The organism is Motilibacter peucedani (assembly GCF_003634695.1).
Lineage (GTDB): Bacteria > Actinomycetota > Actinomycetes > Motilibacterales > Motilibacteraceae > Motilibacter > Motilibacter peucedani.
The window spans coordinates 152,136-170,836 of sequence record NZ_RBWV01000017.1; the positions used below are offsets into that span (position 1 = coordinate 152,136).

General features: G+C 75.0%; 17 protein-coding genes. 7 read left to right on the forward strand and 10 right to left on the reverse strand.

From position 1 onward, the window contains the following. Positions 1-24 precede the first annotated feature (24 nt). The 3 genes from CLV35_RS20255 to CLV35_RS19335 are packed head-to-tail and all read left to right on the forward strand — an operon-like array spanning position 25 to position 8,281. Positions 25-492 (forward strand): SRPBCC family protein, encoded by a 468-nt coding sequence (locus tag CLV35_RS20255; RefSeq protein ID WP_183062084.1) that lies wholly within the window; start codon positions 25-27, stop codon positions 490-492. A gap of 41 nt (positions 493-533) precedes the next feature. After that, entirely contained in the window at positions 534-4,148 is a 3,615-nt protein-coding gene (locus tag CLV35_RS19330) for a tetratricopeptide repeat protein (RefSeq protein WP_183062085.1), read from the forward strand. A 38-nt stretch (positions 4,149-4,186) separates the two neighbouring features. Then, positions 4,187-8,281: an Ig-like domain repeat protein gene (locus tag CLV35_RS19335; RefSeq protein ID WP_121195144.1), complete on the forward strand. Its 4,095-nt coding sequence runs from the start codon at positions 4,187-4,189 to the stop codon at positions 8,279-8,281. Here the strand turns inward: CLV35_RS19335 and CLV35_RS19340 are convergent. The 6 genes from CLV35_RS19340 to CLV35_RS19360 all read right to left on the reverse strand — a co-directional run bounded on the left by CLV35_RS19340 (position 8,278) and on the right by CLV35_RS19360 (position 13,416). Beyond that, entirely contained in the window at positions 8,278-9,930 is a 1,653-nt protein-coding gene (locus CLV35_RS19340) for an MFS transporter (protein WP_121195145.1), read from the reverse strand. The genes CLV35_RS19335 and CLV35_RS19340 overlap by 4 nt on opposite strands. Before the next feature lie 36 nt (positions 9,931-9,966). Continuing rightward, the gene (locus CLV35_RS19345; protein WP_121195146.1) at positions 9,967-10,626 is read right to left on the reverse strand and encodes a Crp/Fnr family transcriptional regulator; all 660 of its coding nucleotides are present in this window, start codon (positions 10,624-10,626) and stop codon (positions 9,967-9,969) included. A 15-nt stretch (positions 10,627-10,641) separates the two neighbouring features. Beyond that, positions 10,642-10,788 (reverse strand): hypothetical protein, encoded by a 147-nt coding sequence (locus tag CLV35_RS20260; RefSeq protein ID WP_183062086.1) that lies wholly within the window; start codon positions 10,786-10,788, stop codon positions 10,642-10,644. Positions 10,789-10,892: 104 nt separating this feature from the next. Beyond that, positions 10,893-11,657 carry a S8 family serine peptidase gene (locus tag CLV35_RS19350; RefSeq protein ID WP_183062087.1) on the reverse strand — a complete coding sequence of 255 codons (765 nt, stop codon included), beginning with the start codon at positions 11,655-11,657 and terminating at the stop codon, positions 10,893-10,895. A gap of 50 nt (positions 11,658-11,707) precedes the next feature. Further along, positions 11,708-12,472 (reverse strand): GAF domain-containing protein, encoded by a 765-nt coding sequence (locus tag CLV35_RS19355; RefSeq protein ID WP_121195148.1) that lies wholly within the window; start codon positions 12,470-12,472, stop codon positions 11,708-11,710. Positions 12,473-12,618: 146 nt separating this feature from the next. Next, entirely contained in the window at positions 12,619-13,416 is a 798-nt protein-coding gene (locus CLV35_RS19360; protein ID WP_121195149.1) for an SDR family NAD(P)-dependent oxidoreductase, read from the reverse strand. 37 nt (positions 13,417-13,453) lie between these two features. Between CLV35_RS19360 and CLV35_RS19365 the strand changes: the two genes are divergently transcribed. Continuing rightward, entirely contained in the window at positions 13,454-14,317 is an 864-nt protein-coding gene (locus tag CLV35_RS19365) for a putative RNA methyltransferase (protein WP_121195150.1), read from the forward strand. Here CLV35_RS19365 and CLV35_RS19370 read toward each other — a convergent pair. Then, positions 14,314-14,874 carry a hypothetical protein gene (locus CLV35_RS19370; RefSeq protein WP_147432018.1) on the reverse strand — a complete coding sequence of 187 codons (561 nt, stop codon included), beginning with the start codon at positions 14,872-14,874 and terminating at the stop codon, positions 14,314-14,316. The two genes, CLV35_RS19365 and CLV35_RS19370, sit on opposite strands and share 4 nt — an antisense overlap. A gap of 115 nt (positions 14,875-14,989) precedes the next feature. Between CLV35_RS19370 and CLV35_RS19375 the strand changes: the two genes are divergently transcribed. Further along, positions 14,990-15,211: a DUF6158 family protein gene (locus CLV35_RS19375; protein WP_121195152.1), complete on the forward strand. Its 222-nt coding sequence runs from the start codon at positions 14,990-14,992 to the stop codon at positions 15,209-15,211. Between the two features lie 4 nt (positions 15,212-15,215). Continuing rightward, complete coding sequence (locus CLV35_RS19380) at positions 15,216-16,247, forward strand: NAD-dependent epimerase/dehydratase family protein (protein WP_121195153.1); 1,032 nt, start codon at positions 15,216-15,218, stop codon at positions 16,245-16,247. On the opposite strand, the gene CLV35_RS19385 is transcribed toward CLV35_RS19380, so the two are convergent. Further along, positions 16,224-16,754: a DUF6328 family protein gene (locus tag CLV35_RS19385; RefSeq protein ID WP_121195154.1), complete on the reverse strand. Its 531-nt coding sequence runs from the start codon at positions 16,752-16,754 to the stop codon at positions 16,224-16,226. The two genes, CLV35_RS19380 and CLV35_RS19385, sit on opposite strands and share 24 nt — an antisense overlap. An 83-nt stretch (positions 16,755-16,837) precedes the next feature. Between CLV35_RS19385 and CLV35_RS19390 the strand changes: the two genes are divergently transcribed. Next, positions 16,838-17,089, forward strand: a complete 252-nt coding sequence (locus CLV35_RS19390) for a DUF6480 family protein (RefSeq protein WP_121195155.1) — start codon at positions 16,838-16,840, stop codon at positions 17,087-17,089. Here CLV35_RS19390 and CLV35_RS19395 read toward each other — a convergent pair. After that, positions 17,086-17,889: a TrmH family RNA methyltransferase gene (locus CLV35_RS19395; RefSeq protein WP_407938228.1), complete on the reverse strand. Its 804-nt coding sequence runs from the start codon at positions 17,887-17,889 to the stop codon at positions 17,086-17,088. The genes CLV35_RS19390 and CLV35_RS19395 overlap by 4 nt on opposite strands. Positions 17,890-17,911: 22 nt before the next feature. Beyond that, positions 17,912-18,658: a sulfite exporter TauE/SafE family protein gene (locus tag CLV35_RS19400; RefSeq protein WP_121195156.1), complete on the reverse strand. Its 747-nt coding sequence runs from the start codon at positions 18,656-18,658 to the stop codon at positions 17,912-17,914. Positions 18,659-18,701: the final 43 nt, after the last annotated feature.

The following is an 18,701-nucleotide window of genomic DNA, read 5'->3' on the forward strand; positions in this document are numbered from 1 at the left end:
CCCGCACTGCAGAGGAGAGAGCCCATGAGCACCGTCGAGCAGAGCATCGACGTCGAGGTCCCCGTGTCCGCCGCCTACAACCAGTGGACCCAGTTCGAGACCTTCCCCGAGTTCATGGAGGGCGTCGAGCGCATCGACCAGACCAGCGACACCATGACCCACTGGGTGACGAAGATCGCCGGGCAGCAGCGCGAGTTCGACGCCGAGATCACCGAGCAGCACCCCGACGAGCGCGTGGCCTGGAAGTCGGTCGACGGCTCCAGCAACGCCGGCGTCGTGACGTTCCACCGGCTCGACGCGGCCAAGACCCGGATCATGGTCCAGATGGACTTCGAGCCGGAGGGCGTCGTCGAGCAGGCCGGCGACAAGCTCGGCTTCGTCGAGCGCCGCGTCAAGGGCGACCTCCAGCGGTTCAAGACCTTCATCGAGTCGCGCGGCGGCCAGGAGACCGGCGCCTGGCGCGGCGACGTGGACGCGCCGCCGACCGCCTAGTCGCCCGCGGCGGCGGCCCGCTGTGCGACCCTGGCCGGGTCGTGGACCACGCCGACCTGCTCCCCGCCGACAACGTGCAGGCCTACATCCCCGGTGACCGCCGGCGGGCGCTCGCCGACGGCGCCGCGCTGCCCGAGAGGGTGCGCGGCGCCGCGCTGTTCGCCGACATCTCCGGCTTCACCCCGCTGACCGAGACCCTGGCCGCCGAGTTGGGGCCGGCGCGCGGTGCCGAGGAGGTCACCGCCGCCCTCGAGCAGGTCTTCGACGCGCTGCTCGGGGTGCTCGACGCCCACGGCGGCGAGGCGATCTACTTCAGCGGCGACGCGGTGACCTGCTGGCTCGACGGCGACGACGGCACCCGCGCCACCGCCTGCGGGCTCGCGATGCAGGACGCGATCGAGCGGGTGGGCGAGCGCACGACGCCGGGCGGGCGCAGCGTACGACTGCGGCTCAAGGTCGCGGTCGCCGTCGGCGCCGCGCACCGCTTCGTCGTCGGCGACCCGGGCATCCAGCTCATCGACGTGCTCGCCGGGCGGGTGGTCGACGCCCTCGCGGTCGCCGAGGGCGCCGCCCTGCCGGGCCAGGTGGTGCTCGACCCGGGCGCCGTGCGCTCGGTAGGGAGCGCCGTCGAGCTCGACGGCGCGGTGGCGCTGCGCACGAGGCACCGCGTCCGCCTGCCGGAGCAGCGTCCCTCCCCTCCCCGGCTGCCCGAGCGCGACGTGCGCTCGTGGGTGCTGCCCTCGGTCTACGAGCGGCTGACGGCCGGTCGCGGCGAGTTCCTCGCCGACCTGCGCCCGGCGGTGCCCGTGTTCGTGCGCTTCGGCGGGCTCGACTTCGACGACGACCCCGGTGCGCCGGCGGCGCTCGACGCGCTCGTCACCCGCGCGCAGCGCATCGTGCACGCCAACGGCGGCAACGTCCTCCAGCTCACGATCGGCGACAAGGGCGCCTACCTCTACGCCGTGTTCGGCGCCCCGGTCGCGCACGAGGACGACGCGGCCCGGGCGTGCGCCAGCGCGCTCGAGCTGCTGGCCACCGACCCGGACGGCGAGCGCGGCCTCGCCGTCGGGCTCTCGACCGGGCGCCTGCGCAGCGGCACCTACGGCAGCGCCGAGCGGCGTACGTTCTGCTGCCTCGGCGACGCGGTCAACCTGGCCGCGCGGCTGATGACGGCAGCCCCCGGCGGCACGGTGTGGGTCTCCGACGAGCTGCGCCGGGCGGCGGGCGAGGGGTTCGTGTGGGAGGAGCTCGCGCCGGTCGCGGTGAAGGGCAAGGCGCAGCCCGTCGCAGCGTGGCGGCTGCTCGACCGGCTGGCTGCTCCCCCGCCGCGCGCCCGCCGCTACGCCGGGCCGATGCTGGGCCGGTCGGTCGAGCTGGCGGCGCTGGTCGAGGCCGCCGAGCTCGCGGCCAGCGGCTCCGGGCAGGTCGTGCAGCTGGTCGGCGAGGCCGGGCTCGGCAAGAGCCGGCTGCTCGCCGCGCTGTCCGACGCGCTCGCGGCGCGCGAGGTGCCGGTGCACGAGGGCGTCGCGCCCGCCTTCGGGGCCGACGGCGGCTACGGCGGCTGGCGGCCGGCGCTGCGCTCCGCGCTGGGCCTGTCTGCCACCGCCGACGCGACCGTCGTGGAGGCGCGCGCCCGCGAGCTGCTGCTGGCGGCCGACCCGACGCTGCTCCCCCGCCTCCCGCTGGTCGGCGCGGTGCTGGGCGTCGAGATCGCCCACACCGCGCTGACCGCGTCGTTCGACGCCAAGCTGCGCAAGACCTCGCTCGAGGCACTGGTCGTGCAGTACCTCCTGGCGCGTCCGCAGGACTCCCTGCTCGTCCTCGTGCTCGAGGACGCGCAGTGGCTCGACTCGCTCTCGCTCGACCTGCTCGCCACCGTCGCGCGCGCGGCCGCGCGGCTGCCGCTGCTGCTGGTCGTCTCGGGGCGCCCGGCGCCGGGCCCGGACGCCGCGCTGCCGAGCGCGGAGCACGTACGCCGCCTGGAGCTGCGCGAGCTCGACGAGCCCACCGCGCTGCGCCTCGCCCGCCTGCGCGTCGAGGACCTCACCGGGCACCCGGCCGACGAGGTGGCCCCCGACGTGCTGCGCAGCGTCGTGTCACGCGCGTCGGGCAACCCGTTCCACGTCGAGGAGCTGCTCGCCCACCTGGTCGACCGCGGGGTCGACCTGCGCAGCGCGGCCAGCGGCACGCTGGAGCTCCCGAGCAGCCTCCAGCGGCTCGTGCTCACCCGCATCGACGACCTGGCCGAGCACCCGCGGCGCACGGTCAAGGTCGCCAGCGTCGTGGGCCGCCGCTTCGGCACCGACGTGCTGGCCGGCGCCTACCCCGAGCTGGGTGGCGACGACGACGTGCGGGGCTCGCTGGCCGACCCGTCGCTCGCCACGCTCGTGCTGCCGGAGCCCGAGCCCGGGCGCTACGCGTTCCGGCACGCCATGACCGAGGAGGTCGCCTACGCCAGCCTGCCGTTCGCGACCCGCAGGGTGCTGCACGACCGCATCGGCGGGTGGATCGAGCGCACGTCGGGCGACGCGGCGCTCGACCTGCTGGCGCACCACTTCGGCCGCGGGTCCGACGCCGCCCGCAAGCGCGACTACCTCGTGCGTGCGGGCGAGGCGGCGCAGGCGAGGTACGCCAACGACGCGGCGGTCGCCTACTACCGCCAGGCGCTCGAGGTCGTGCTCGACGACGACCGCCCGTCGCTGCTCGAGCGGCTCGGCAAGGTGCTCGAGCTGCGCGGCCAGTGGGCCGAGGCGCGCGAGACCTACCTCGAGGCGTGGGAGGGCTGCACTGCGCAGGGCGACCGCGCCGGCGCGGTGCGCGTGCTGCTCGACCTGGCCGAGGTGGCTCGCAAGCAGGGCCGCTTCCCCGAGGCCGCCGAGCGGCTGGCAGAGGCGCGCGAGCGCGAGCTCGACGAGGCCGAGCTGGCCGCGGTGCTGCACCTGGAGGGCACGCTCGCCTCGCAGCAGGGCAGGTACGCCGAGGCCCGCACCGCCTACCGGCGCAGCCTCGAGGTGCGCGACCGGCTGGGCGACCGGGCAGCGGTCGGCGCACTGCTGAGCAACCTCGCGGTCGTCGCCGAGCAGGAGGGCGACCTCGACCAGGCCTGGGAGCTCGGCTCGCAGGCGCTCGCGGTGCGCGAGGAGGTCGGCGACCCGTGGGCCGTCTGCGTCTCGCGCAACAACCTCGGCATGGTCGCCCTGCTGCGCCACGACTACGAGCAGGCGACCGAGCACGTCGAGGAGTCCATGCGGCTCGCGGCCCAGGTCGGCGACCTGTGGGTGGTCGCGGTCGGCGAGCACAACCTCGGCAACGCCCTGCTCGGGCTCGACGAGCCCGGTGAGGCCGCCTGGCACTACCGCGCGGCGCTGCAGGCCTACCTCGACCACGACGACTCGTGGTCGCTGGCGCTGCTGGTGGAGGACGTCGTGGCGCTCGCGGCCCGCGAGGGCGCGGCGGAGGACGCGCTCACGCTGCTCGGAGCGGCCGACGCCCTGCGCGACGAGCTCGGTGCCGAGCGGCCGCCCGCGACGGAGCGGCTGCTGGCCGACGCGATGGCCGGCGCCCTGCAGCTGCCGGGCGCCGACGGGCTCGTCGAGGCCGGCCGGGCGCTCGACCGGACCGGCCTGGTGTCCCTCGTCCGGCGGATTGCCCAATAGCCCGTCGCAGGCCTGTCCCGCAGACCTACCGTGAGCGCATGCGCTCCCTGCCCGTCCGCCCCGCGGCCCTGCTGACCGCCCTGCTGCTCGCCGTCGCGGTGCTCCCCGCTACCGCCGGGGCTGCCGCTGCGGCGCCCGCCGGGAACCTGCTCTCCAACGGCTCGTTCGAGGACCCGGCCGTGGCGGTCGGCACCTACGACGTGCTGCCCTCCGCAGGCGCCTGGCGGCAGACGGGCCCGTGCGGCATCGAGGTGGAGAACCGCTCGACGGTCACTGCGTACGACGGCGACCAGGTCGCCGAGCTCGACAGCGACTGCTCGACCTCGTTCGCCCAGGACGTCGACGTGACGCCGGGTGCCGCCTACCAGCTGAGCTACGCCTTCAGCGCGCGGCCGGGCGTCGCCGACAACGCGCTGAAGGTGCGCGTCGACGGCACGGTCGTCGCCGAGCGCACGGCCGACGGGTCGGCGCTGTCCGACGCCGACTGGCACGTCTTCACCGAGACGGTGCGCGCCAGCTCCGGCACGATGACGGTCGAGCTCGCCGACCGCAGCGTCAGCGACACCCTCGGCACCCTCGTCGACGCCGTCAGCCTCGTCCCGGTGCCTGACTACGACCCCGTCGCCGTCGCCCAGAACACCTCGTGGACCAATGCGGCCCCGCTGGCCGAGGGCACGGACACCGCGGGCCGGCTGGGCGGCACGGGCGAGGCCCGGTGGTACTCCTTCCCCGTCGTCCCGAGCAGCACGGTGACCGTCGGGCTGACCGGCCTGTCGGCCGACGCGGACCTCACGCTCTACACCGACATCGGCGCGGCCTTCACCTCGCTGCGCTCGACCTCGGACCTGGCGCGACTGGGGTCGGAGCAGTCGGGCGACGCGTTCTCGCCGTCGATCTACTCGCCGTCGATCTACAGCCCGTCCATCTACTCGCCGTCGATCTACAGCCCCTCGATCTACTCGCCGTCCATCTACTCGCCGTCGATCTACAGCCCCTCGATCTACTCGCCCTCGATCTACTCGCCGTCGATCTACAGCCCCTCCATCTACTCGCCGTCCATCTACTCGCCGTCGATCTACTCGCCGTCGATCTACAGCCCTGACCAGGCCTTCCTCGACGCGTTCTCCGGCGCGCAGACCCGCAGCCTCATCGCCGTCTCGGCGAACGACGGCGTGGCGGCGGAGTCGGTGAGCGCAGGGACCTGGAACAGCACCGGGCGCTTCTACGTCCGGGTGCAGTCGCGCGACGGCGCGGGCCCGACGCCGTTCACCGTACGGCTCACGACGACCGGTGGCCCGTGCACCGGGTTCACCCTCGACACCGGGTCGGGTACGCCGCTGCCGGCCGTGTCGGGCACGCCGGCGACCGTCGTGCTGACCGACACCGCCCGGCTCGGGCTGACGGGCACGGCGAAGACCTCCTACCTCGCGACGCTGGGGCGCCTGGCCGCCGACCAGCGCGGCGTCGTGGTCGACGCGGCGGACGTGGCGCGCACCCGGCTGCTGAACGCCCAGGCCGACGCCCATCCGCGCTGCGCCTACGCGAAGAACCTCGTGGCGCAGTCGCTGCGCGACGTGGTGAACGCCTACCGCGGCGCCGGCTCGACGCTGAAGTACGTCGTCATCGCCGGAGCCGACCCGGTCGTGCCGTTCTTCCGCTACGCCGACGACGCCGGGCTCGGGCCCGAGTCCGACTTCGTGCCGCCGGTGCGCGACGACTCCGGCTCGCAGGCCAGCCTGCGCAGCAACCTGGTGCTCGGGCAGGACGCCTACGGCACGCTCAACGACCTCAACGTCAAAGGCAGCGTGCTGCCGGTTCCCGACCTCGCCGTCGGGAGGCTGGTCGAGACGCCGGCCGAGATCACCGCACAGGTCGACCGGTTCCTGGGCCTCGCCGGCGGGACGCTGCCGACGCCGAAGCGCTCGCTGGTCACCGGCTACGACTTCCTCACCAGCGCCGCCGACGCCGTGCAGGCCGACCTCGTCGCCGGCCTCGGCTCCGGGGCGACGACCGATGCGCTGGTGACCGCGCAGGGCGTGCCGACCACGACCACGACCGTCAGCGGTCGGCCCGACCGCCAGCACTCCTGGACCGCCACAGACCTGAAGAGCGCGCTGCTCGGCTCACGCCACGACATCGTCTTCCTCGCCGGGCACTTCGGCAGCTCCGACGCCCTGGCCGCCGACTACGAAACGACCGTGACCACTGCAGACCTCGCAGCCCGTCCCGGCCTCCTCGCCGGCTCGCTGGTCTTCAGCGCCGGCTGCCACTCGGGCTACAGCCTCGCCGACGGTGACGGCATCGCCGGGCTCACGAACGGCCTCGACTGGGCGCAGGAGATGGCGCAGCAGGGCGCCACACTGGTGGCCGGCACGGGCTACCAGTACGCCGACACCGACTTCCTGGCCTACAGCGCCAAGCTCTACGCCCAGTTCGCCCACCAGCTGCGCTCGGGCACCGCCGGCACCGCCGTGCGGGTCGGGCCCGCCCTCGTGCAGGCCAAGCAGGACTACCTCGCCGGTCTCGGCAGCCTCACCGGCATCGACGTCAAGACGCTGCTCGAGGCCTCCGTCTACGGCCTGCCCATGACGGGGCTCGACCTGCCCGGGCGGGCCTCTCCCGTCCCGGCGACGCCGGCGCTGAGCACCGCGCCCGTCGCGGACGGCACGCCGGGCGCGGTGCTGGGGCTGCGTACCGCCCCGCTCGACGACGCCCCCGCGACCACCGTCGCCTCGCGTGCGGTGCTCGGGCTCGACGGGACCCCCACCGGCGCCTCCTACCGCTGGCTCACCGGCCCCGACGGCGTGCAGACCGCGCCGGCTCTGCCGGCGCTGCCGCAGCAGGTGCTCGACGTGACCAGCGCCGACGGCTCGGTCCTGCGCGGGGTCGGGTTCCGCAGCGGCACGTACGCCGACACCCCCGGCACGACGCCGCTGACCGGAGCGCCGGGCACCGAGCACAACGGCATCCACACCAGCTTCGCGTCGAGCTCGTTCTTCCCCCACCGGCTGGCGACGCCGAACTGGTCGGGCGCGCTGACCAGCACCGGTGACGGGCGGACCCGACTGGTGGTGACCCCGGCGCAGTACCGCGCGGAGCCCGGAGCGACCACCTCGACCGAGCGGCGCTACTCCTCACTGGGGCTGCAGCTGTTCTACAGCAGCAACATCTCGACCTACGGCGCCAACACCCCGGCCCTCGCGGCGCCGCCCTCGATCTCGCAGGTGAGCGGCACCGCCAGCGCCGACGGCACCAGGGTGGCGGTCACCGCCACGGTGACCGGCGACCCGTCGGCCGGCATCCAGTCCGCGTGGATCACCTACACCGCAGGCGCCGGCCCGCTGCACGGCACGTGGGCCTCCCTCGACCTGCGGCAGTCGGCGACCGACTCGCGGGTGTGGACCGGCGAGCTCGCGCTGCCTGCCGGGCAGTCCGCGGCCGACGTGCGCTTCGTGGTGCAGGCGGTCAACGGCGTCGGGCTCGTCGCCTTCGACGACGCCTCCGACGACGGCTATGCGCCCGTCGTGCCGAGCGCCGTCCCGCCGGTGCAGGCGCCCACGTCGCTGTCGCTGGGCACCTCGCCGCGCAGCGGCCGCTACGGCGACACGGTCGCCTTCACCACCCGCGTGACGGGCGCTCCGACCGGCAGCACGGTCACCGTCGCCCTCGGCGCGACCAGCGCCACGGGCACCACGGCTGCCGACGGCAGCGCGACGGTGCGGCTGCCACTGCGTACCACTCCGGGGTCGTACGCGGTCACCGCCTCCTACGCGGGTGACGCCACGCACGCGCCTGCGAGCGCCACCCGCACCGCGTTCACGGTGGGCAAGGCGCTGACGCTCCTGACGCCCGGCGCCACCGTCGCGCGCACCTTCACGCTCACCAGCGGGAGCACGCGGCTGCAGGACAAGGCGGTGCTCGTCGACGCCTGGGGGACGAGCAAGGGCCGCGTCGTCCATGTCGTGCACGCCGTGCGCCGCACGGACGCCGACGGTCGGGTGGACCTCAGTGGTCTGACGCTGGTCCCAGGGGTGCTCGCCGTGACCGCCGTCTTCGGTGCCGACGTCCCCGGCTCCCCGGCCGACCCGCTCTACGGAGCGAGCGCCTCGGCCACCGTGGTCATGGGTCGCTAGGCGGCGAGGGCCGGGCCGCTGCGTGCGAGCCGGGCACCGGCCACCCGCAGCATCGAGGCGCTGGGGGCGCTGGTCTCCAGCGCCGCGGAGAAGTCGGCAGCCGCGATGCGCCACAGCGTCGTGGGCTCGGTGGTCGTGACGGTCGCGGTGCGCGGCAGGCCGCGCAGCAGGCCGATCTCGCCGAAGTAGCTGCGGTCGCCGAGCGTACGCAGCAGCTCGTCGCCCGCGGCGGTCACCGCCACCTCTCCGCTCGTGACGACGTAGAAGGCGTCGGCCGGCTCCCCTTCGCGCACGACGACGGCGCCGGCGGCCAGCTCGACCTCCTGGACCGCCCGGGCGAGCTGCTCCAGCACGCCGGTCGGGGCGGCGGCCAGCAGGTCGAGCACCTCGAGCAGCGCGACGCGGGGACGCAGTGCGGCGTGCTCCGCGGCGGCGGTGCGGTCGGCGCGCAGCAGCGGGCGGACCGCCGCGACGCTGACCGCTGCGAAGCCGAGCCCCATGATGACGAGTGTCGCCTTCGGCGAGGTGAGCGCCAGCACCGCGCTCGCCAGGGCGCTCGCGAGCAGGATCCCGGCCAGCACCACCGTGTCGAGCACGCCGAAGACGCGGCTGAGCACGGTGCGCGGCAGGTCGCGCTGCAGCGCGGTGATCGCCAGCACGTCGACCGCGACCATGCCCGTGCCGGCGACGACCTGCAGCAGCGCACCGACGACCGGCGAGGTGACCGGCGCCGAGGCCGCCACCGGCAGCGCCATGACGCACATGCCGCCGACGATGACGGGCGCCAGCCGCGACGACGAGGCGAGCCGGTTGACCAGGCCGCCGGCGAGCACGCCGCCGAGCGCCATGCTGGCGAGCAGGTAGCCGTAGCCCTTGGGCCCGGTGCCGAACTGCTCGCTCATCGGCACGTAGAGAACGGCGAGCGCGCCGTAGATGCCGCTGTCGAGCGCGCAGTAGAGCACCAGCACGAGGGCGACGGGCTCGTTGCGCAGTGCGGTGAGCCCGGTGCGCACCTGCGCGAGCAGGCCGCCGTCCTCGTCGGCCGCCCCGCCGGCGCTGCGGACCCGGAGCGAGCGGGCGAGCAGCGCCGACACGACGAAGGTCGCGGCGTTGACGACGACCCCCCAGCCGGGCTCGCCCGTGAGGAGCAGCAGTCCCCCGATGGCCGGACCCACGACCACCACGAGGTTCTCGAGCACGGTGAAGAGCGCGTTGGCCGAGGCCAGGTCCTTCTCCGGCACCGTCTCGGGCACGATCGCGCGGGCGGCCGGGCCGTAGGCCGTCGCGGCGGACGCGGTGAGCACGTGCAGCGCGAGGACCAGCACCACCGGCCCGTCGGTGAAGACCACCGCCGCCAGCACCGCGGTCGTGGCCAGGCACGCCAGCGCCGAGGCGACCATCACGCGGGTGCGCTCGTAGCGGTCGGCCAGCACGCCGGCGTAGGCGGAGAACAGCAGGCGGGGCACCCAGCCGCAGGCCGTCGTCGCCGCGATCATAGGGGCCGAGCCGGTGCGCTCGTAGACGTAGATGACGAGCACCACGTTGTAGGCCCAGCCGCCGACCGCGTCGACGCCGAAGGCGGCGAGCAGCAGGCGCAGGTCGCGCGAGCGGAGGGCGTTGCCGAAGCGTCCACCTGCGGGACCCGCCATGGGGGTGCTGCCTCTCTGCTCGGTCAGGAGTGCGTGTCAGGAGCTGGAGAACCGCTCGAGCGCGGGTCGGTCGTGGATGACCACGCGGGCGCCGTCGACGCGGACCCAGCCGCGGTTCTGCAGCGAGGACAGGGCCCGGTTGAGCGACTGGCGCGCCACCCCCAGGCGCGCCGCGAGCTCGCTCTGCGACAGGCCGAGCTCGACCGTGCCGCCGGAGTCGGCCCCCAGCAGGAACTTCGCCAGCCGGCGCGGCAGGTCGAGGAACACCAGGTCGCTGGTGGAGCCGGTGAGCCGGCGCACGCTGGCCGAGAGCTCCTGCGCCCACGAGAGCGCGAGCCCGGGCGAGCTGGCGAGCAGCTCGGCCACGACGACCGACGGGACGCTGACCAGCGTCGTGTCCTCGATCGCCTCGGCCGTCGCCGACCGGGGCAGCCCGTCGAGGACGCTGAGCTCCCCGAGCGCGTCGCCCGGGCCCACGACCGAGAGCAGCAGCTCCTCGCCGCGCGGCGAGGTGACGAGCACCTTGACCCGCCCGCTCGCCACGACGTACAGGTGCTCGCTGAGCTCGCCCTCGACGAACAGCAGCTGGCCCCTGCGCAGCCGGCGTGCCGTGGAGCGCCCCGCGAGGCCGGCGAGCTCGCGCTCGCCCAGCCCGCCGAACAGCGGGGTCGCACCCAGCACGCCGGCGTTGTCCACGCCCGCAGCGTAGGGCTAGCGGAGCGGCTCCTCCAGGTCATCGGCACCGGCGCGGCGCGAGAGGAAGCTCTCCATGTGGCCCGCGGTGTCGTCGGTGTCGTCCTCGACGGCGGCGTCGGCCGGCGTCTCGACGGGTGCGGTGTCGTACGGCGTCTCGCTCATCGCGGTGCCCTTCCCTGGGATGCCTCGGCCGGTGGATCCGGCCTCGAGGAGAACTCTGCTCCTCGCAGTGCACCGCGTCAGTCGCTTCGGTGACCGCGCACCTGTCATGTCGGTGACACGGCGGGTACGGCGTTGCGCGAGACGGCGCGCAGCACCGCCTTGACCTCCGGCGGCGAGAGCTCGGGGTGCTTGCTGAGCAGCCGGGCGACCAGCCCGGTCACGTGCGGCGCGGCGAACGAGTTGCCGGTCGTGACCAGCGTCCCGCCGCCCGGCCAGGCGACCTCGACGTCGATGCCCGGTGCGCCGAACTCGACCGGCGGGTGCGGGTTGCAGTCGATGTCGAAGGGGCCGGTCGCGTCGTTGGCCGCGACCGAGACGACCGCGGCGTACTGCGACGGGAAGCTCGGACGCCGCACGTTGTTGACGGCGCAGACCAGCACCACGCCCGCGAAGTACGCCTCGTCGGCCACGTCGTGGAAGAGCGGGTGCAGCTCCTGGCTGCTGCTGCTCAGGCTCAGGTTGACGACGCGGGCGCCGGAGCGCACCGCCCAGCGCAGGCCCTCGGCGAAGACGAGCCCCTTGCCGGTGAGCCGCTCGCCCAGCACCCGCACGCTGTGCAGCCGCGCGTCGGGGGCCGCGCGGCGGATGATGCCGGCGCACGCCGTGCCGTGGCCGAAGAGGTCGTCGTGCGGCCCCTCGACGGTGACCACGCGCTGCGCGCCCGCGTCCCAGTGCAGGGCCGCGCCGCCGGCCAGGCCGCCGACCGCGGGGTGGCTCGCGTCGATGCCGCTGTCGACGACCACCACGTCGACCCCGGCCCCGGCCGCACCGCCGAAGGCCCACTCGGCGCTGACGCCGGTGGCGGGCACGGCGACCTGCTGCAGGGCCCCGGGCGCGAACGCCTCGGACCACGCCGGTCTCAGCCCGCCGGCCGTGGCGACCTCCGGGCGGTGTAGCCGGCGACCTCGCGCACCAGGCGCAGGGCGAGCCGGCGCTCGGCCGGGCCCTGGCGCCCCAGCTCGCCGATCAACGACGCCAGCTCGGCGAGGTCGCTGTCGCTCTCCTGCTCCTGCTCGGCGGCCGCCTCGAGCGCGTCCTGGAGGGTGCCGCCCCCGGCGGCGGAGGCCAGCGCGCGGAGCAGGACGCCACCGAGGTCGGCGAACGCGCGCTCGTGCTGCAGGGTCAGGGCGGTCTGGTCGGCGAAGACCGAGAGCAGCGCCATGTCGTCCTCGGCACCGGGACGGGACTCGTCGCGGTCGAGCAGGGTCAGGACGCCCAGCACGCGCTCGTCGGCGACCACCGGCACGGCGAGCAGCGCCCGCGGCACGTAGCCGGTGTGCTCGGCGACGTCGCGGGCGAAGCGGGAGTCGGCCTGCGCGTCGGCGACAGCGACCGGCTGGCCGGAGAGCACCACCCAGCCCGCGACTCCGGTGCCCGACGGCAGGCGCATGCCGGTGACGCTGTCGGCGCCGTCGCCGGCAGCGGTGGTGTAGACCAGCTCGCTCTCGTCCGCGCTCAGCAGGGCGAGGGAGCAGGCGGTGGCGCCGAAGAGCCGGCGCGCGGTCTCGGTGATGCTGCTCAGCAGCGCCTCGGTGCCGACGGGCCGCACCGCGGGGCCCAGCCGTGTTGCCAGCTCCCCCAGCTGGCGGGCGAGCTCCGCTGCGTCGGGGGGCGGCTGCTGCACGGCTGCATTCTGCTACGGACGGAAGAGGATCCCCGTGAACGCCACTGTCCCCACCTCCTCGCTGTGCACGTGCCTCGAGGATGCTCCGCTCAGCACGGTCCAGCAGTCGCCCTCGTGACAGCGCGGGTGTCAGCGTGGTGACAGGGTCAGCGCGCGAGCTTGCGGGCCGTCCACGCCAGCAGCGACGGGCGCGCCGACACGACGACGTCGAGCGCCCGGTCGACCGGCCACACCTCGCCGAGCCGCGCGGCGCCGACGACGCGCGGCACGGAGAGCGTGCGCGACCGGCGGCTGGTGAGGCAGCGCGCCACCGCGGCCGCCACGAGCCGCGGCGGGATGCCCCAGGACGCTCGGCCGCTGTCCGAGAGCCACTCGGTCGCGACGAACATCGGGTTGACGGTGTGCACGCGCACGCCGCGGCCGGTGACCTCGCGGCGCAGGCCGCGCACGTAGCCGGCGACGCCCGCCTTGCTCGCCGCGTAGACCGTGAAGGGCGGCACCTGGCACCACGCGAGCACCGAGGAGACGAACACCAGGTCTCCCCCGCGCTCGAGCAGGTGCGGGAGCGCGCGCGCCGAGGTCTGGACGGTCGCGGTCAGGTTGACCGCCACCATGCGCTCAGCCGCGGAGGCCGGCATGTCCTCGACCAGCCCCACCCAGCCCTGACCGGCGTTGAGCACGACGGCGTCGAGCCGGCCGTGGGCGGCGAGGACCGCGTCGAACAGGTGCGTACGGTCCTCCTCCACCGTGAGGTCGGCGACCACCGCCTGCACACCGGGGAGGGCCTGCGCGGTCGCGCGCAGGCGCTCGGCGCCGCGCGCGCAGACCGCCACCGTCGCACCGCGCGCGTGCAGCGTCTCGGCGACGGCGCGGCCGATGCCCGCGCTGCCGCCCGTGACGAGCACGACGCGACCGTCGAGCGTCCGGGGCGACGAGCGGCCCATCCCGGCACCGTACGCGCAGCACGCCTAGTCTGACCAGGTGCTCGCGGCCGTCTTCGACCTGCTCGCCTGCCCGCACTGCGCGGCGGCGCTGGCGCCGAGCGGGGCGGGCGCCGCGTGCCCCCAGGGCCACAGCTTCGACCTGTCGCGGCAGGGCTACCTCAGCCTGCTCCAGCCGGGGGCGCTGACCGGCTCGGGCGACGACGCCGCGATGGTGCGCAACCGGCAGGACTTCCTGGCGGCCGGGCACTACGACCGGCTGCGCGCCCGTGTCCGCGCCCTGGCGACCGGCACGACCGGCGGGCTGGCACCGGCGGGCGGCGTGCTCGACCTCGGAGGTGGCACGGGGTGGTACGCCGCCGACGTCCTCGCCGCGCTGCCCGGCCGCGTCGGCGTGGTCATCGACACCTCGAAGCCGGCGCTGCGCGTGGCCGCCCGCCTCGACCCCCGGCTCGGAGCCGTCGCTGCCGACGCGTGGAAGTCGCTGCCCGTCAGGGACTCCTCGGTCGGCGTCGCCCTCGACGTGTTCGCACCGCGCAACTCCGCCGAGCTGGCGCGGGTCCTGCGCGCCGACGGCGCGCTGGTGGTGGTCGTCCCGGGGCCCGACCACCTGCGCGAGCTGCGGCGGCCGCTGGGGCTGCTCGACGTGCAGGAGGGCAAGCAGGCGCGGCTGCTCGACACGCTCGGGTCCGACTTCTCCCTGCGCCACAACGAGGGCCTGCGCTACGAGATGGCCGTCGCGCGCGCCGACGCCGCCACCCTCGCGGGCATGGGCCCGAGCGCACGCCACATCTCGCCGACAGAACTGGCCGAGCGGGTCGCCGCGCTGCCGGAGCAGGTGGCCGTGACCGCGGACTTCGCCCTCAGCCTGTGGCGCCCGCGCTCGTCGGACGCGCGGGACTAGCGGGTCGCCGCCTCGGCGCTCAGCACGTCGCGCAGCGCCTTCGTGACACCGCGCTGCGGCCACAGCGTGAGGTCGTGCCCGCCGGTGACCTTCGGGTGCGAGTGCGTCGCCCCCGACTCCATGGTCGGGGTGACCCGCTCGCCCAGCGCCATCAGGTCGCGCTCGGGCAGCGCCTCGGCGACCGCGGGCAGCAGCGTCGTGAGCTGGTCGCGCGCCAGGTCCTCCACCACGTCGACCAGCGCCGTCAGCGGCGCGAGCGCGTCGGCGGAGGAGTGGTCGAGGCCCTCCAGGGCCGCGGCGCGCGTCTCGAGCGAGTCGAGGGCGCCGACGGCCGACTGGGCCCGGGCCGAGCCGTCGGGGAGCACGTCGGCCACGACCGGCAGCAGGAAGACCCGCTCGTAGACGCTGACCCGCACGCTCTCGAGCACCAGCTTGCCGACCAGCGACTGGGCCGAGCGCAGCCCCTCCTCCTGCTCCTTGCGCGCGAGCCGGGCGAGCTCGGCGAGGTCGTGCAGGTAGGCGGCGAACAGCGCGTCGAGGGGGACTCGTGAACTCATGCCACCGCCGTACCCCCGGATGATCAGCGGCATGCCTGGGCGGCGCCTGGGTAGGCAGCACGTGCGCGAGCGATCGTCGAGCGCACACGGCCCCCAGCGAGAGGTTCCACACCCCATGACCGGGATCCCCACCGTCGAGCTGTCGGACGACGACCTCCACCGCGAGCTCGCCCACCTCTACGAGACCCGGCTCGAGACGCTGCGCCACGGCTCCGACGACGCGCTCGAGAGCCACACCGCGCGCACGCAGGCGCTGGAGCAGGAGTACCAGCGCCGCGTGCCCGGCCGCGAGGTCGACCCCGAGCGGCTGCGCTCCGGCGCACGGGCGCGGGCGTAGTCGCGTGCGGCTCGTCGTCACCGGCGCCAGCGGCAACGTCGGCACCGCCTTCCTCCGCGCCGTCCGCAGCTCCCACCCCGAGTGGGACGTGGCCGGCGTGGTCCGCCGGCCCCCGGAGCCTGACGCGGGCGAGCCCTACACCGGCGTCGACTGGCACGCGGTGGACCTCTCGTCGCCGCGTGCCGAGGAGCGCCTGCGCGAGCTGATGAGCGGGGCCGACGCGGTGGTGCACTTCGCGTGGGCCATCATGCCGTCCCGCGACCCGGCGCTGCTCGAGACGGTGAACGTCGCCGGCAGCCGCCAGGTCTTCCGGGCCGCCGCCCACGCCGGTGTGCCGCACCTGGTGCACATGTCCAGCGTCGGCACCTACGCCCCCGTGCCGCGCGGCCGCCTGCCCAAGCCGGTGACCGACGAGAGCTGGTCGAACGACGGCATCCCCACCTCGCTCTACTCGCGGCAGAAGGCCGCGGTCGAGCACCTGCTCGACGAGTTCGACGGGCACGGCTTCTTCGAGACGGTCAGCCGGGTGCGTCCCGGCCTCGTGCTCCAGCCGGACGCCGGTGCGGAGATAGGGCGCTACTTCGTCGGCCTCTGGGCCCCCGCCGTACGCCTGGTGCGCGGCGCCGTGCCGGTGCTGCCGCTGCCCTCGGGGCTGGTGGCGAACGTCGTCCACGCCGACGACCTCGGCGACGCGATCGTCCGCATCGTCGACCGCCGGGCGCCCGGCGCCTTCAACATCGCCGCGGACGACGTCGTCACGCCGGAGGTGCTCGCGTCGGCCTTCCGGGCGCGGCGGGTGCCGGCACCGTACGCAGCGCTGCGGGCGCTCGTCGCGTCCTCGTGGCGGACGCACCTGCAGCCCACCGACCCCGGGTGGCTCGACCTCGCGCGCGGCGTCCCGCTCATGGACACCGCACGCGCCAAGTCGCTGCTGGGCTGGGCGCCCGTGCGCTCCGGTGCCGACGCGCTCGCGTCCCTCGTGGCCGCCGTGGGGCACGGGACCGGCGGCGACTCACCGATCCTGGCGCCGCGCTGAGCGCTGGTGAGCGCGGCGCACCGAGATCGGCCACGCGTACCACAGCAGCGCGAACGCCAGGACGGTGAGCGGGACGACGGTCCAGAACAGCGCGTCGCGCCCGCCCACGACGTCGAGCACGAGGACGAGCCCGCTCGTCATCGCCCCCGCGAGGGCGAGCAGGCCCACCTTCATGAGGCGGTCCGAGGCCTCGACCAGCTGCTTCTTGAGCCCGTGGCGGAACACCGTGCGGTGGAAGCTCACCGGCGCCACCAGCAGCACGGCCGCCGCGAGCGTCAGCACCAGCGTCACCGCGTAGGCGTCGCGCTGGAAGTCGCTCAGCTCCTCGAACCGCTGCTGGAACGGGATCGCCAGCAGCGCCGCGAACAGGAACTGCACGAAGATCTGCGCGACGCGCAGCTCCTGCAGGAGCTCGGAGAGGTTGCGGTCGAGCCGCTCGGCCGGGCTCTCGTCGCGCTGCGGCGAGCCGTCGCTTCCGACGTCCTCACTGGTGCCGTCGCCCGCCATCGGATCCTCCTCGGTGTGGGTCCGCCATTGTGGGGTGCGGCACCAGGGGTTAGGCGGGCGCCTCGCCGGGGCAGCCTGACAGCATGAGCGTCCCCCCCGCGGAGTCCCCGCACGAGCGCATCACCGGGCTCGAGCCCGGCGGTGGCGTGCCGCCCGGCGAGACCCCTCCGGCCGAGGGCAGCGAGAGCGGGGCCGGGGGCGTCGCCTACCGGCAGCCCGAGGTCCCGCACGACGGGTTCTGGAACCGCTTCGGGATGATCGCGGTGCTCGCCGGCGGCCTGCTCGTGGGCGCGCTGTTCGTCGTCTGGGCGATCGTGCGGCTGGTCTCGCTCTAGCAGCGGTTCCAGCGCATCGCGTAGAACACCACCGCGGCGGCTGAGGCCACGTTGAGCGAGTCGATGCCCGCCTCCATCGGGATCTGCACACGCAGGTCCGCCGCGGCCAGCGCTTGCGGGGAGAGCCCCTCCCCCTCGGTGCCGAGCAGCAGCGCGTCCTTGGACCCGGGCACGAGCTCGGGCAGCGCCACGGCGTCGGCGGCGGGCGTCATGGCCAGCAGCCGGAAGCCGGCCTCCGACAGCTCGCGGTAGCAGTCGGGCCAGCGCTCGAACCGGGCGTAGGGCAGCGTGAACGACGCCCCCATCGACACCTTGACCGAGCGCCGGTAGAGCGGGTCGGCGCAACGCGGGGTCAGCAGGACGCCCTCGATCCCGAGCGCGGCCGCCGCCCGGAAGACCGCGCCGACGTTGGTGTGGTTCACCACGTCTTCCAGCACGGCGACGCTGCGGCAGCGCGCCATCAGCTCGGCGGTGCTCGGCAGCGGCCGGCGCTGCATCGAGGCCAGCGCACCCCGGTGCACGGTGTAGCCGGTCAGCGCCTCCATCAGGGGCTGGTCGGCGAGGTAGACGGGCACCCCGGCGCGGGCCAGCGGCTCGGCGAGCCCCGGGAGCCATCGCTCCTCCATGAGCGCCGAGCGCGGCGCGTAACCGGCTTCGAGCGCCCGCAGCACGACCTTCTCCCCCTCGGCGATGAACAGCCCCTCGGCCGGTTCCATCACCCGGCGCAGCGCGCCGTCGGTCAGTGAGGTGTAGTCCCTCAGCCGCGGGTCGGCGGGGTGGTCGACGCGCACGACCTGCAGCTCGCTCACGTGTGCCGTCCTCTCACGTCACGAGCTCGACGATCGCGATGACGCCGACGACGAAGACCAGGACGCGCAGGGCGCCGGCGGGCAGGCGGCGGCCGTAGCGCCCGCCGAGCGTGCCGCCCACCGCCGAGCCGACGGCCAGGATGCCCGCGACCGACCAGTCGATCGGCGCGGTCACCATGAAGAGCACCGCAGCCGTGCCGTTCACGAGCGCTGCCAGCACGTTCTTGGTCGCGTTGATGCGCTGCAGGCTCTCGTCGAGCAGCGAGCCCATCATGCCGAGCAGCAGAACCCCTTGGGCAGCGCCGAAGTAGCCGCCGTAGACGCCGGAGGCGAGCACGCCAGTGGTCAGCAGTGGTCCGCCCTCGCGCCGCCCTCCCCGCGCTCGGGCACGGGCGGCGATGCGCGGCTGCACCAGCACGAGGACGCACGCGATGCCGACGAGCACGGGGACGACCGCCTCGAACGCCGAGCTGGGCAGCTGGAGCAGCAGGACGCCGCCGACCAGCCCACCGACGACCGAGGCGGCGCCGAGCCGGAGCAGCCGGTCGCGCTGCCCGGCGAGCTCGCGGCGGTAGCCGATGGCGCCGCTGACGGAGCCGACGACCAGGCCCACCGTGTTGGACGTGTTGGCCACGACCGGCCCCAGCCCGATGGCCAGCAGGGTCGGGAAGGTCACCAGGGTGCCCGAGCCGACCAGCGTGTTGATGGCCCCGGCGAAGACCCCTGCGGCCGCGACGGCCAGGGCGTGCAGGGGCGTCACGGGAGGGCAGCCTACTGGGGCGCGAACCGGAGTGCGCGGTCCG

Coding starts and splice junctions, on each gene's coding strand:
- CLV35_RS20255 (WP_183062084.1), top strand. CDS start 25: ATGAGCACCGTCGAGCAGAGCATCGACGTCGAGGTCCCCGTGTCCGCC.
- CLV35_RS19335 (WP_121195144.1), top strand. CDS start 4,187: ATGCGCTCCCTGCCCGTCCGCCCCGCGGCCCTGCTGACCGCCCTGCTG.
- CLV35_RS19340 (WP_121195145.1), bottom strand. CDS start 9,930: ATGGCGGGTCCCGCAGGTGGACGCTTCGGCAACGCCCTCCGCTCGCGC.
- CLV35_RS20260 (WP_183062086.1), bottom strand. CDS start 10,788: ATGAGCGAGACGCCGTACGACACCGCACCCGTCGAGACGCCGGCCGAC.
- CLV35_RS19360 (WP_121195149.1), bottom strand. CDS start 13,416: ATGGGCCGCTCGTCGCCCCGGACGCTCGACGGTCGCGTCGTGCTCGTC.
- CLV35_RS19370 (WP_147432018.1), bottom strand. CDS start 14,874: ATGAGTTCACGAGTCCCCCTCGACGCGCTGTTCGCCGCCTACCTGCAC.
- CLV35_RS19375 (WP_121195152.1), top strand. CDS start 14,990: ATGACCGGGATCCCCACCGTCGAGCTGTCGGACGACGACCTCCACCGC.
- CLV35_RS19385 (WP_121195154.1), bottom strand. CDS start 16,754: ATGGCGGGCGACGGCACCAGTGAGGACGTCGGAAGCGACGGCTCGCCG.
- CLV35_RS19390 (WP_121195155.1), top strand. CDS start 16,838: ATGAGCGTCCCCCCCGCGGAGTCCCCGCACGAGCGCATCACCGGGCTC.